Raw genomic sequence first — 13,832 nt, forward strand, 5'->3', positions numbered from 1 at the left:
GGGGCCGGGATCCGGCAGGACGGCGGCGTGCTCGTCGTACGTGCTCTGCAGCCCGCCCTCGACGACCTGGTGGTGAAAATCGTGCGGTCCGGCGTCGCGCTGCGCGAACTCGCCCCCGTGGTCTCCCCCCTCGAAGCCGCGTTCCTCGCCCTCACCGAACAGCAGGAGGCCACCTCATGACCGCGATAGCCGCCACCGGCGACGTCGCTGCCGCCCGCCGCGTCCCCGTGACCCGCGGCTACCGTTTCGAACTGGTCAAGCTCGTCTCGCAGTGGCGGATCCGCCTGCTGGTGCTGGCCTGCTGGATCGCGCCGGGGATCTTCGTGACGGCGGTGAGCCAGCAGAGCACACTGCCCACCGACACCCTGTTCGGCCGCGAGATGCACGCCACGGGCTGGGCCGGACCGCTGGTGCTGCTCGGTTTCGCAGGCACCTGGGCACTCCCGCTGCTGACCTCGGTCGTCGCCGGCGACGTGTTCGCCTCGGAGGACCGGCTCGGCACCTGGCGCCACCTGCTCGTGGCGGTCCGCTCGCCGCGCCGGATCTTCGTGGCGAAGACGCTGGCCAGCCTCACCGTGATCCTGCTGCTCGTGGTCGGGCTCGTCGCCTCCAGCGTGGTCGGCGGGCTCGCGTCCGTCGGCAACCAGCCGCTGGTCGGCCTCGACGGCCATCTGCTGTCACCGGGAGACGCCGCGACCAACGTCCTGCTCGCCTGGGCCTGCGCCCTGGCCCCGACCCTGGCGCTCGCCGCGATCGGTCTGCTCGGCTCCGTCACGCTGGGGCGGTCCCCCATGGGACTGCTGCTGCCCGCGCTCGTCGCACTGGCGATGCAGCTCGCCCAGATGCTTCCGCTGCCCGTCGCGGTACGCCTCGCCCTGCCCGGCTACGCCTTCATCTCCTGGAACGGCCTGTTCACCGATCCGGGACAGCTCGGCCCGCTCCTGATTGGCATCGCGGTCAGCCTGGTCTGGGCCGTGACCGCGACCGTACTGGCCTACCTTCTCTTCGTGCGCCGCGACTTCACCAATCTGACCGACGAGGGCTCGGGCCGCCGGGCGTTCCTCGCCGGGGCGCTGCCGCTCGCCGGTCTGATCGGCGTGGCGGTCGCGGTCGTCGCCGCGACGACCGGGGCCACCGGGTCCGGGATCGACAAGGACAAGGTGCAGCGTTCCGTCGCCACGGCCTTCGCCCACCTCTACCGCCAGCAGACCGATCAGCTCCACCGGCCCGCCGTCACCGAAGCGCAACTGAAGGCCACAGCGGCCTGCGACAAGGGCAGTACGGACGCCGTCGCCGAAGGCGCGGGCAACGACTGGCACTGCGTCGTCTCCTGGAATCTCCCCGGTGTCAAGGTCACCGGACAGGCCATCTACCAGCTCGACGTCGCCTCGGACGGGCGCTACGTCGCCGACGGTGACGGGCCGAAGGAAGTGAACGGCTACTTCCTGCTGCGCACCCCGACCGGGGACGCCCCGAACCCGCTGTGGCAGTTCGACGGCAACGTTGAACTGCTCCCCACGGATCACAAAGGATGACTCCTCGACCGGTACCGCGCCTGACCGGCAGCGGTGCCAGGGCATGCTGACCTGAGCCAGTCCGTCTCTGTGGCCCCTGACCGACGCGGCAGGGCGGCTTTTGTCGCCAGGGGCCTCTTCCCGCCCGCCTGCGCCGCGCACCTGGACCGTCCGCCCGCCCTGGTGGACCGTCCCGCGCGGCCGTCGGCCGGGGAGCCGGGGGAAGAACCCACCGGGCGCGGCCCCGTACCATCCGCACCCATGGCCATGAGTGCAGAAGAACTGTCCGCGCAGCTGTTCCGCAGCACGATCGGCGCGTTGGAGATGAACTCGGTCTACCTGGGCAAGCAGTTGGGGTACTACCGGGCGATGGCGGACGGTACGGCGATCACCGCGGGCGAGCTGGCGGTGCGTACGGGCACCGCCGCCCGGTACACGTGGCACACCAGGCGGTGCGGGGCCTGATCAGCGTGGTGGACGCTGGCGGCGACGCGTGGGAGCGCCGGTATCTGCTGCCCGCCGAGCACGTCCCGGTGCTGGCCGACGCCGACAGTGTGCTGTTCGGGGCGCGGACGGCCGTGCAACTCGCCCGGTACGGACGGCGACTGCCCGATGTGGTGCGGGCCTACCGGACCGGCGAGGCACCGCCGCCGCTGCCCTGGGAACCGGAGGGCCGGGTGGACACCAACCGGGCCCTGTTCCAGCAGTGATGCGTCCGAAGACCCTGCGTACGTATGCCGAGGCGGCCGGTTTCGCGAAGGTGGAGGTCCTGCCCATCGACACGCCGTACTGGCGGTTCTACCGGCTCTCCCCAGGCTGACCGCCGCCGGGGCGGCGACCCGGTACGAGAGCGACGGCCTCGGGGACCTCCCGGTACGCGGCCGGTCAGGACTCGGCCGGCCGAAACTGCCGGGACGTGGGAAGTCGGAAGCCGCAGGTGCCTTCGGTGGGCTGGTACGCATGCGTGCCCTCATGACACGGCGCGGCGGCGAGTTCGTCATGCACCGTCACGGCCGCCCGGGCAGCGGCCCGTCGGCCTCGGGCGGCGAACCCGAACGGCCGGGAACACGGTGCGCACCGGTGCCCCGCCCTCCGGCGTACCCGGGGACATCACGCGGGCAGGGCTATTCCTTCTCCTGAGGTGAAATGGTTCACGCATATGTGACGGAATGACGGCTTCGCCCTGGGCGCTTTCCCGATCACTCATGTGATCAACCGAGAGGCGTGCACCGCTCCCAAGGAGCCACGCACCGACGGGAGCAGCCATGAAACGACCTGAAGCCACCCACGAGCCCGCTCGTCTGCGCCGCGTCCGGATCCCCGGTACGGTGATCGCTCCGCCCCGCCCGCATCCCAAGAGCGCCGCCGACGCGGACGCCGCCGCTCCGGCAACCGGCACTCCTCGGTGAGTGACCGGTGCACCTGGTGAAGCGGACCGCACGGCCGGTCCCGGACCGGCGAGGTCCGGCTCATCGTCGGGCGTGCGGTGGTTGTGCTCCTCCCTCACGATGACATGGAGCCGCCGCCCGTGACGCAGCCAGTCCTGCCGAGCCGACGAGATCCCGTAGTCACGCACCTGTGCCTCCACGATCACGTGATCATCGGTGGGCGGTGCGTCAATCACTTGAGAGTGCCTTCGTTCACCGACGGGGTACCGCTCACGGGCCGGGGTGCGTATGGGTGAGCGGTCGAGTCTCTGCCGTCGCTCGTTCCCTCTGCCGCCAGGTTCCGGAGGCTGTCCGTGGTGGCGGCGGAAGGCGGCGGCGAAGGTGAAGGGCGAGCCGTAGCCGACGGCGTCGGCGATCTGCGGCAGGGTGAGATCGTCGGACCTGGACGTACAGCATCAGGGTCTCGGATGGCCGTACCATCGACCTGACCGTCGACGCAGCACCGCCCATTGCACCATACCCACGGCTGACGGCCACGAGGGTCCGGCCTCCACGCGGAGCAGGACCCCCCTGGAGTCTCTCGTTGTGGACAGCACGCCGGTATCCGGCAACCGCTGGCTACGGTGGACGTTCCAGCGAACGACGACCCAGACTCCCCCGCTGAAAGGTGACACAAGGTGACGACCGTCGCATACCAGGGCGAACCCGGCTCCAATTCGGCGACCGCCACCCAGATCCTGTACCCCGGAAGCAACGAGCTGCCCTGCACCGGCTTCGAGCAGGCCCTGGACGCCGTGACCCTCGGCACCGCCGACCTGGCGGTGATCCCGGTGGACAACTCCGCCGCCGGCCGGGTCGCCGACGTCCACCGCCTCCTCCCCGAATCGGGCCTGTTCGTCATCGCGGAGTACTTCCTGGCCATCCGCTTCGACCTCATGGGTGTCCCCGGAGCAGCGCTGGCCGACGTGGAGTGCGTGCGCAGCCATGTACACGCGCTCGGGCAGTGCCGGAAGGTGCTGCGGGAGGGCGGCTGGCGCACGCTCGTCTGCGACGACACGGCAGGCGCGGCCCGCGAGGTGGCGGAACTGGGCGACCCCCGGCACGCGGCGCTCGCCCCGCCGGCGGCCGCACAGCGCTATGGCCTGGAAGTACTGCGGGCCGGCGTCGAGGACGATCCGGACAACACCACACGGTTCATCGTCCTCTCCCGCGAGTCCGCCGTTCCGCCACTGACGGACGAACCGACGATGACGAGCCTGTTCTTCGCCGTACGCAACATCCCGAGCGCCCTCTACAAAGCGCTTGGCGGTTTCGCGAGCAACGCGGTCAACCTCACCAAGATCGAGAGTTATCAGCTGGGTGCCGGTCTCAATCCGAGCTGTTTCTACGTCGAGGTCGAGGGCCATCCCGACGCGCCGAGCGTCGCGCTCGCCCTGCATGAATTGCGCTTCTTCTCCTCCGAGGTGCGCATCATCGGCGTGTACCCGGCCCACCCGCACCGACTGCAGGAAACCACTCCTGACGAAATTCACGGCGACTCAATTCGCTGAGGACCGGTCCCGGCCACCGCGAATTTCTGGCAGTGCGCCACGACGTGACGGCGACGCATTCCATCGGGTAATGACCCGACCCACGCGTCGCCGACCGTTCCACCGCTCGGTTTGTGAACCCGGTGCGTGCCGACGTGTGCGCGAAAACGCCGACATCGTTAAAATGGGTGATCCGTTTCCCACCCGATGGCAGGCACCATGCACGACGGCCACGGTATCGACGCCGAGGGAACCCCCGCAGCTCACGACTGCGTACAGCGCGCTGCCGGGTTGATGCTTGAAACCATGCACCGACTCGGCGCGAGCAGTTCGGCAGTATACCTCGTCGACGAACTGGAAACGACGCTGACCCCCGCCCTCGTCGTCGGCGGACCCATCTCATTGTTCATCACGCCGGACCACGTTTCGACGTCCGACGAGCGCTACACCTTGGCGACTGCTTTTCAGGCGAGACGCCAAATGGTGAGGGATTTCCCCGCAGCCTCGACACGCAATATCACCAGCCCCTTTCCTTATCTGGTGGCAGCGACCCCGATCTTCCTCGAAGAGACTCCCACAGCGGTTCTCACATTCGTCTGGACCATGGCGAAAGAACGGCGAACAGTCACTGTCGACGACACCGAGCTCTGTGCCGCCACGGCGGAAGGACTCACTCACGAAAAGGGGCTTCTCGCCGCGCTGACGGCGACTCCCAATCCGCGTTTCTTCCTGGCTTCCAGCGGAGATGATTCGAGGGACGCCACGGGGACGTCCTGGCTCTTTCAGACGCGCACACTGGAGTCGGCGCTGTCGGGGGCGACCGGAGTCAGGGACGTCGTCAGCGCTGTCATCGACCGCATGGCCCGGCCGGGCGGCGCGGAGAAGGCGGCTCTCCTGGCCTTCGAGGGACACCGGGTCCGGGTGATCGGCCAGAGCGGCTTCCCGCAGACGATGTCGCACCCCGTCATGGAGGCCGGCGAAATCGGCCTGGACGTGCCCGCCACGGGACGCGGCCACTTCTACGAGACGGAAGAAAGCGTACGGAGGGCCGGGCTGGGTTCCGGGTTCAGGGACGGCCTCCGGGCGGCCGCCGTGCTGCCGATGCTGAGCGGTGAACGGACCATCGGCGCCGTACTGCTCGGTTTCACACACCCCCACTCGTTCTCCGCGGAGGGAAGGGCCTGGCTGGTCACCATGGCCGACCTGGTGTCGGCGGCATGGGAACGAGCGTGCCTGTTCGACGCCTCGCACGCGACGGCGCAGGAACTACAGCAACGGCTGCTGCCGAGGCACCTGCCCCAACTGGCCGACCTGGACATCACGGCCCGCTACTTCTCGGCCTCGACCAGCGCGACCGGCGGCGACTGGTTCGACGTCCTGGCGCTGCCGGACGACAAGGTCGGCCTGCTGGCTGGTGACGCCGAGGGCCACAACGTCGCGAGCGCCGCGCTCATGGGTCAGGTCCGCACCGCGTTGCAGGCGTACGCGGCCGAGGGGCACGGTCCCGCCGAAGTACTCACCCGGGCCAACGCTCTGCTGTGGCAACTGGGTGCGGACAGGTTCGTCACCTGCTGCTGCGTCTGGGTCGACCGCATGCAGGGGACGGCCGAGATCGCGTGCGCCGGGCATCCAGGTCCCTTGATCCGGACCGCGCAGAACGACGTCTTCGCGCTTCACGAGGAGCTCATCGGACCGCCGCTCGTGGTGACGGAGGACACGGTGTACCAGGCCACGCAGGTGACGCTGCGGACCGGGGCCACATTGGCACTGTTCACCGACGGGCTGGTGCATTCCCAGTCGCCGGACTACGCCACGGGCCTGACGGAGATCTCCGGCCTGCTGTCCACCTCACAGGGATACCTGGAGGACATCGCCGACCGTATCTGCGCCCGTACGGCAGCGGCACCGTACCGCGAGGACGATGCCGCCCTTCTCCTGGCCGGCTACCGGGACACCCAGCCGACCGTCGGGCACCGCGTGGTGCACCTGCACGTGAACCGCCACGACCTGGTGGCGCTGGGCACGGTGCGCCGCTTCGTGCGGGATCACCTCGACGCGTGGGGGTGGCGTGCGAGGAGCGACGAGGCCGAACTGCTCACGACCGAGCTGGTGACGAACGCGCTGGTCCACGCCGACAGCGACGTCGATCTCTGGCTGCGCGAGCACCCGGACCGCATCCGGGTCGACGTCTGCGACTGGGACCCCAGGCCGCCGGTCCCGGCCCCGATCACCTTCACCGAGGAGTTCGACAGCGAGGCGGAGCACGGCCGGGGCCTGCTGATCGTCGAGGCCCTGGCATCGTCCTGGGGCAAGGCCCCGCGCGGGCGCGGCAAGTCGGTGTGGTTCGAACTGGCACGGGCCTGAACGGGCCTCCCGCACAGGTCGCCGCCCACCCGTGGTGCACCGTCCGCCCCGCCGCCGACTCCTGGTGACGGCGCCGCCGGCTGACCCGAGCTCCGTCCGCCGGACAGGTGTGGCGCCCTCGTGTGAGCGGTTTCAGCCCATGAAAGTTGATTTTTGACACAACTTGACCAAATGCAGTGCTGGAGCAGTCCTGATGGTCATCTGCGTCACCCGGAACGGAAACCTGTGATCCGCCGGACCGGTGTGCGGTGGCTGTGCGCCGGGTGCATCGGCGCACACGTCTGCAAGGAAAGACGCAATGACACTTCGTGCAAAGAGACCCGCGAGGGCCGGCGTTCGCCGTACCGCGCTGGCAACCGCGGCGGCGCTGACGCTCGCCGGTGCCGTGACCGGCGCCGGAGCCGCCTTCGGTGCCGACGACGCCACCGCCGCGGACAGCCGTCCGGCGGCGGGCCGGAACTGGCTTCCGGACACACCGCAGAACTGGCCGCAGATGGTCGACCACACCCGTACGCCGACCGAGACGGTCACTCGCGGTCTGCAGCACTACAGCGAAACCTATGACACCGTCGGCGGCCGGCAGCACATCCAGGTACTCAAGGCCGACCTCGCCGACCCGAACCTGCGGGTGGGCACGGTCGAGGCCGGTGACACCCTCACCAACCCGGCGGACGAGACCCCGTCGTCGATGGCCCACCGCACCCACGCGGTGGCAGGCGTCAACGGAGACTACTTCGAGATCCACGCCAGCGGACGCCCGCTCGGCGGCATCGTCTCCGACGGGCACATGCTGAAGTCTCCCAAGCCCGGCTTCACCTCCCAACTGGGCGTCAAGCCCGACGGCAGCATGGTGATGGGGCCGGAGACCTTCTCCGGGACGATCACCGACGGCTCCGCGACCCACTCGCTCATCTCGGTCAACACCGTCAACGACGTGGCCACCGGCGGCATCACCGAAGTCACCCCCGACCTCGGCGAGACCCCGGGTCTCGCCAAGCCTTCCACCCTGGTGCTCGGACACCGCACTGACGGCGGCTTCGTGGTCGACGGCGTGCAGACCGGTGTCACCACCGTGCCGCGGGCGGCCGCCGATCAGCTCGGTCTCCTCGGCGCCGGCGACGGCGGGCAGTGGCTGAGCGACAACCTGCACACCGGTGACAAGGTCGGCATCGCCACCGGGCTCTCCCCCGATAACGATGTCACCCAGCTGGTCAGCGGCGTCGACACCCTGGTGAAGGACGGCAAGGTCTACAAGGACCCCACCGGCACCCCGCCGAGCGGCGCCAACCCGGAGACCGCCGTCGGCATCACCAAGGACGGCAAGCACGCCATCGTCGTCGCCGTGGACGGTCACGGCGGCGCCTCCACCGCCTTCGGCGTGACGTCGGACCAGGTCGCCGGCTACATGGTCGCCCACGGCGCGTACTCCGCGATGCTGTTCGACGGCGGTGGCTCCACCACCATGGTCAGCCGCGCTCCCGGCGCGGGTCAGGCCGACGTCGTCAACACGCCGTCCGACCTGCCCGGCAACACCGAACGTCCGGTCGCCAACGGCATCTTCTTCTACTCCACCGCCAAGCAGGCCGGAGCAGCCGTCAAGGTCACGGTGAACGGCGGCAAGACGGTCACCACCGTCAACGGCGGCTCCGTCCCGCTCCCGGTGTACGCCCTCGACAAGCTCGACAACCCGGCGGCCGGCCAGGTCCACGTGCGGATCGAGCCGTCGAACCTCGCCACGTACGAGAACGGCAGACTCACTCCGCACCGCACCGGCACGGGCCGGATCATCGCCTCCGACGGCAGGGCCTCCACCACCGAGAAGCTCACGGTCGTCAGCGGACTCAAGTCCCTCACGGTCTCGCCCGACCAGGCGGACCTCGACAACGGCGCCACCCAGCAGCTCACCCTGTCCGGAACCGCCGGCGACGGCGCCACGGTGCAGATCCCCGCTGAGGCGGCCACCTGGAAGGTCACCCCGGACAACCTGGGCAGTGTCGACGCGCACGGCGTGTTCACCGCGGACGCCGAGAAGGGCGGTCTCGCCGAGGTGAGCGCGGTGGTCGCGGGCACGACGGCCTCCGCGTCCATCGCCGTCGGCAACGTCGTCAAGACCATCGACCCGATGACCAGCACGGACGTATGGCGGCTCAGCAACAACACCACCGGCCTACCCGCCGCGCTCACCGCCGACCCCGGCGTCGTACCCCCGGGTTCCACCGCGTCGGGATCGCTGAAACTCGATTACTCGATGCCGGCCGGTTCCGGCGTCAAGCAGCTCGTGCTCTCGCCGAAGACCACCCTGAAGACCGACACGAACAACGGTCAGGTTCCCACCGGAATCGGTGTGTGGATCAAGGGTGACGGCAACGGCATCGAGCTGGCCGAGAAGTACATCGGTGTCAATGGCTCGTCGACCACCCTCTACCCGACCACCGTCACCTGGAAGGACTGGCACCTGGCAGTCGCCCAGCTGCCGGCGGGCATGCAGTTCCCGCTGACCATCAGCTTCATCGACTTCCTGGCGATCAGCCCGAGCACCTCCTACAGCGGCTCGCTCAGCCTCGGGGGCCTGGAGGCGCTGTACTCACCGCGGCCGGTCACGGCGCCCGACTACCGGGCCATCCCGCAGAACCCCAAGTGGCTGTCCTTCGAGGAGGACTCCGCCGACTTCGCCAAGCGCGGCACCACCCTGCTCAGCGGCGACGACGCGCACATGCTCGCCAGTGACCCCGGCTCGGTCAGCAGCCATGTGATGGACTCGATCGCGGGGCGGCTGCCCACCCTCACCCCGCAGGCCAGGCCGGACGCCGCCCAGTTCCTCGGGGACATGCCCGACGACGGCAAGCCGGCGGACCTGCAGTTCGCCAAGTCCAAGATGGACGCCCTCGGCATCCCCGAGCGGGACATCGTCGGCAACCACGAGATCACCCAGGGCGCCGACTCCGAGAACGGCAACTACAGCGACACCTTCGGCGACACCCACTACGCCTACACCCAGGGCGCGGCGCGGCTGATCGTCACCGACAACTCACACGGCAGCCTGCAGTCCTCGGACCCCTTCCAGGATCCGGCGGGCGAGCAGTACCCCTGGCTGGTCAAGCAGCTGACGGACACCACCGCCAAGGACGTACTGGTCATCACGCACATGCCCGCGTACGACCCGCACCCGGCCGCGAACAGCCAGTTCACGGACCGTTGGGAGGCACAGATGTATCTGCGGCTGGTGCAGCGCTACCAGGAGACGCACCCGAAGCAGCACGTGATCATGATGTACGGCCATGCGCGCGGTTTCTCCGAGCAGATCCTGAACCCCGAGGGGCAGAGCGTGACCACCGCCGAGGGAGGCATTCCGCAGTTCGCCTTCGCGGACCTCGGCATGCCGGCCTACGCCCCCGCCGACCAGGGCGGCATCTACCACTTCGGTCTGATCCGGATCGGTGACGACGGCAACCTGCAGTACTCCGTCGAGCCCGCGCTCGCGTCGATCAGCGTCAAGGCCCCGGCTGACCCGGTCGCCGTGGGTGCCCACGTGACGGTGACCGCGACCGGCGACCAGATCGCCGGCGACAACATCGCACCGCTCGCCATCCCGATCGCGGACCCGGCCTCCCACGTGTGGACCTCCAGCAATCCCAAGGTGGCCTCGGTGGACCGCGCCACCGGAGTCCTGACCACCCACCGCGCCGGCACCGTCACCGTCTCGGTGGCCTCCGGCGGCGTCACGGGCAGCGCCGAGGTCACCGTCAAGTGACCTGATCCAGCACGGGGTGCCCGAGCACACTCGGGCACCCCGTCGGCGTACCTCGGGCACCTCGTCGGCATTCCCCGGGCACCCGTCGGCTTTCCCCGGCCTCACGCCGGAACTATTGGATTCCCGCCCCTCGGTCGTACCGTGGTGAGCTGACCGCAGGCCAGTCCCGCAGAGCGCAGGTCAGTCCTGCAGACCGTAGAAGTGGATCGCCGTGTTCGGCTTGAAGCCGATACGCGGGTACACGGGAGCCCCGGCAGCGGTCGCGTGCAGCGTGGCGCGGGTCAGTCCGGTGGCCCTGGCACCCTCGTACAGCGCCTTGCGGGTCACCGCCTCGCCGTAGCCCCGGCGCTGCCACTGCGGATGGGTGGCGACCAGTACGACGAAGAGGCGGCCTTCCGCCTCGACCGTGCCGGCGCAGGTCACCGGGACGCCGTCCTCCAGGCCCAGGTAGGCATGGACCTCGTTCTTCCACCGTGTCGATCCGACCAGCCCGTCGCGGCCCATCTCCAGGGGGAATCCGTAGCCGTGCGAGTTGAGGTCCGCGTAGGCACGCAGGTGCTCGTCGGTCGTCACACGCACGAAGGTCAGATCGGAGTGGACCGGCTCGGGAATCGGCAGCAGGTCGCCGGCCATGCCCGTACCGCCGAAGGCGTACTGCAGGCCGGCCTCCTCGGCCGCTGTTCCCAGCGCGGGGCGGGCCTCGTCGTCCAGCAGGTCTTCGAAGACCCACAGGAAGCCCTGGTGCTTTTTCGCGCGCATGATGTCCGCAGCCTGGCCGAGCCGCTGTCCGAGGAGGGCCGCGTCCGCGCCCACGTCGGTCAGGGTGACGCAGTTCCAGAACGCGAACGGGCAGTCGGCCCAGCGGACCGCGATGCCGGGGAGGTCACGGACATCCGCGGCCGCATCGCGGTCGAGCACCATGCCACGCCACGCCACGGCGAGTTGCTCCATTGATTCCACGGATTCTGCAAGATCAGTCACCTGAACCTCCACGTGTCTTCGAGACGACGGAAACCCCGTGATCAAGTTTTACCCGACTCCGGCGGCTCCGCGTCGATGCGTCCCTCTCAACCACACGTGTTTCAGAGCACCTTGGCCCCGCAAAGGGGCAAAGTCCAACGGCACGCGCCGTCCAGCAGCGGATCACCGAGCGAAATCGCAGCAGATCCAAAGCCCCTTTCATGACCGGGCAACAGAGCAGATCCAAAGCCCCTCCCATGACCGGGCAACAGAGCAGATCCAAGGCCCCTCCCATGACCGGGCAACAGTCTGTGCGGCGTTTCGTCACGCGGCCGAGGCAAGGACTTCAGGATCCTCGGCCACAACGGACCGAACGGCTCCGAGCCCGCCTGCCTGGCCGCCCACCGGCCTTGACTCGATACCCCTGGTGGGGCAGTCGTCCCGGTCGGCCGACACACCTCCGATGACTTGCGCCACGTGTCGACGACACAGACCGCCCGGGTGAAGCGGCCGCCCGGGTCCCGAGGACGTGTCCGGCGGTGACCTCCGGACACATCCGGGGCACCGTGTCTCCAGAGGTGGCGGCGTACGCTGGGCCATGTCTCTGCTGCCAGGAAAACCACGGATTCGGACATGACGCATCGAGTGGGCTTCGTGGTCTTCGAAGGGGTGACCATGCTCGATGTCAGCGGCCCGTCGGAGGTACTGCATCAGGCGGGCCGGCTCGCCCCCCCGTACGAACTGATCATGGTCTCGCCAGGCGGCGGGACGGTCACCACCTCCGCCGGGCTGGCGCTGACCGGCACGGTCCGGGCGGCCGACGCGGGCCCGGTCGACACCGTCGTGGTCGCCGGAGGTGACCGGCTGGCCACGCAGCCGATCGAAGAGGGCTTGCTGGACACGGCCCGCGCCCTCACCTCACAGGCGCCGCGCGTCGCCTCGGTGTGCACCGGCGCCTTCGTCCTGGCGGAACTGGGCCTGCTCGACGGCCGCCGTGCGACGACGCACTGGCGGCATGCGGCCAGGTTCGCCCTCCGCTACCCCCGTGTACGCGTCGAGCCGGACGCCATCCACATCCGCGACGGGCGGTACGTCACCTCCGCGGGCATCAGCGCGGGCATCGATCTCACCCTCGCCCTGGTGGAGGACGACCACGGCGCCGACACGGCGCGGGGCATCGCGCGCGAACTGGTCGTGTTCATGCAGCGTCCGGGCGGGCAGTCGCAGTTCTCCACGGCCATCACCACTCCCCCGGCCCGCGGTGATCTGCTGCGCTCGCTGATCGCTTCGGTGCTCGCCGATCCGGCCGCGAACCACAGTCTGCCCGCCATGGCCGCGTCCGCCGCCGTCAGCCCGCGGCATCTGGCCCGGCTGTTCCGCACCGAGCTGGGCACCACACCCGCGCGCTGGGTCGAGCGGGTCCGGCTCGACCGTGCCCAGCAACTGCTGCTCGAAGGGCACAGTGTCACCTCGGCGGCGCAGCGCAGCGGGCTCGGTACCGACGAGACCCTCCGCCGCGCCTTCGCCCGCCATCTGGGCACCACACCCACCCACTACCGCAGACGCTTCGCCACCACCCGCCAAGAGCAGTAGGCGCCCTTCGCGAAGGCCGGTGCCGCTCAGGCGCCTGTCCCGAAATCCACGGGAGGCCGCCAGGTCCCGGCGGCCATGGACACATGAAAACCACCCGGCGAGCCGGCGACCGGGCCGACGATGCCCACTGGCCGTCCGACCACGCGGCCGTCCTCGCCGAGTTGGAACTCCCGACCGAACGCGCCCACGTCCAGGCCGGGAGCCCACGCTGGTTAAGGTGGGCCTGCCCGGTCCCGTCGCCCGTCCAGGAGGTGCCTCCATGAGGCCAGCCGAGCCTCTGCCGATACGGGTGCCGGTCGGGAAGGGCTCCCGGCAGTGGACCAGCCGGCAAGTGCGCCGGCGCGTGCTGCTGGTGGTACACAACGTCACCTCCGCCGGACGCCTGCTCGATGTCCTCCCCCTCTTCCACACCGACTTCCGGGTGCAGTTGCTGGTCACCTCAACCGGGTCCTCGGTGTTCCAAGGGGGAGTCCACGAGCTGTTCGGCGAGCTGGACCTGCCCGTACTCCCCTGGTCCCAGGCACTCTCGACGCCCGTGGACCTCGCGATCTCAGCGAGCTTCGGCGGGGAACTACCCCACATTCGCGGCAAATTGTCAGTTCTTTCACATGGTGTCGGATACACTAAAAAACTCGCCACGCCGGGAGCCGGGAGCCGGGAGCCGGGAGCCGGGAGCCGGGAGCCGGGAGCCGGGAGCCGGGAGCCGGGAGCCGGGAGCCGGGAGCCGGGAGCC

The 13,832-nt window shown here is 69.5% G+C and carries 10 protein-coding genes and 2 pseudogenes; 11 read left to right on the forward strand and 1 reads right to left on the reverse strand.

The window, feature by feature from the left end:
- From ACFYPJ_RS38630 to ACFYPJ_RS38665, 8 genes and pseudogenes are all read left to right on the forward strand, one after another.
- Positions 1 to 180: pseudogene (locus ACFYPJ_RS38630) on the forward strand (ABC transporter ATP-binding protein); the annotation flags it as partial.
- Positions 177 to 1,535, forward strand: a complete 1,359-nt coding sequence (locus tag ACFYPJ_RS38635) for an ABC transporter permease (protein ID WP_389026762.1) — start codon at positions 177 to 179, stop codon at positions 1,533 to 1,535. The pseudogene ACFYPJ_RS38630 and the gene ACFYPJ_RS38635, both read left to right, overlap by 4 nt.
- A 240-nt stretch (positions 1,536 to 1,775) precedes the next feature.
- Positions 1,776 to 1,979: a hypothetical protein gene (locus ACFYPJ_RS38640; protein ID WP_389026764.1), complete on the forward strand. Its 204-nt coding sequence runs from the start codon at positions 1,776 to 1,778 to the stop codon at positions 1,977 to 1,979.
- Between the two features lie 8 nt (positions 1,980 to 1,987).
- The gene (locus ACFYPJ_RS38645; protein WP_389026766.1) at positions 1,988 to 2,224 is read left to right on the forward strand and encodes a hypothetical protein; all 237 of its coding nucleotides are present in this window, start codon (positions 1,988 to 1,990) and stop codon (positions 2,222 to 2,224) included.
- A gap of 555 nt (positions 2,225 to 2,779) precedes the next feature.
- Complete coding sequence (locus tag ACFYPJ_RS38650; protein WP_389026768.1) at positions 2,780 to 2,923, forward strand: hypothetical protein; 144 nt, start codon at positions 2,780 to 2,782, stop codon at positions 2,921 to 2,923.
- A 656-nt stretch (positions 2,924 to 3,579) separates the two neighbouring features.
- Positions 3,580 to 4,452 (forward strand): prephenate dehydratase, encoded by an 873-nt coding sequence (locus ACFYPJ_RS38655; RefSeq protein ID WP_389026770.1) that lies wholly within the window; start codon positions 3,580 to 3,582, stop codon positions 4,450 to 4,452.
- 198 nt (positions 4,453 to 4,650) lie between these two features.
- Positions 4,651 to 6,795, forward strand: a complete 2,145-nt coding sequence (locus tag ACFYPJ_RS38660; protein ID WP_389026772.1) for a SpoIIE family protein phosphatase — start codon at positions 4,651 to 4,653, stop codon at positions 6,793 to 6,795.
- 298 nt (positions 6,796 to 7,093) lie between these two features.
- The gene (locus tag ACFYPJ_RS38665) at positions 7,094 to 10,546 is read left to right on the forward strand and encodes a phosphodiester glycosidase family protein (RefSeq protein ID WP_389026774.1); all 3,453 of its coding nucleotides are present in this window, start codon (positions 7,094 to 7,096) and stop codon (positions 10,544 to 10,546) included.
- Positions 10,547 to 10,726: 180 nt separating this feature from the next.
- Here ACFYPJ_RS38665 and ACFYPJ_RS38670 read toward each other — a convergent pair whose 3' ends face one another.
- A complete protein-coding gene (locus tag ACFYPJ_RS38670) occupies positions 10,727 to 11,527 on the reverse strand; it encodes a GNAT family N-acetyltransferase (protein ID WP_389026776.1) in 801 nt (266 codons plus the stop codon).
- A 612-nt stretch (positions 11,528 to 12,139) separates the two neighbouring features.
- Between ACFYPJ_RS38670 and ACFYPJ_RS38675 the strand changes: the two genes are divergently transcribed.
- The 3 genes and pseudogenes from ACFYPJ_RS38675 to ACFYPJ_RS38685 all read left to right on the forward strand — a co-directional run.
- Positions 12,140 to 13,099, forward strand: coding sequence for a GlxA family transcriptional regulator (locus tag ACFYPJ_RS38675; protein WP_389026778.1), 960 nt, complete (start codon positions 12,140 to 12,142; stop codon positions 13,097 to 13,099).
- A gap of 83 nt (positions 13,100 to 13,182) precedes the next feature.
- On the forward strand, positions 13,183 to 13,362 hold the full coding sequence (locus tag ACFYPJ_RS38680) for a hypothetical protein (RefSeq protein ID WP_389026780.1): 180 nt from the start codon (positions 13,183 to 13,185) through the stop codon (positions 13,360 to 13,362).
- Positions 13,359 to 13,832, forward strand: a pseudogene (locus tag ACFYPJ_RS38685) (hypothetical protein); the annotation flags it as partial. The gene ACFYPJ_RS38680 and the pseudogene ACFYPJ_RS38685, both read left to right, overlap by 4 nt.

Source organism: Streptomyces sp. NPDC006012 (assembly GCF_042871185.1).
In the GTDB taxonomy this organism is placed as follows: domain Bacteria; phylum Actinomycetota; class Actinomycetes; order Streptomycetales; family Streptomycetaceae; genus Streptomyces.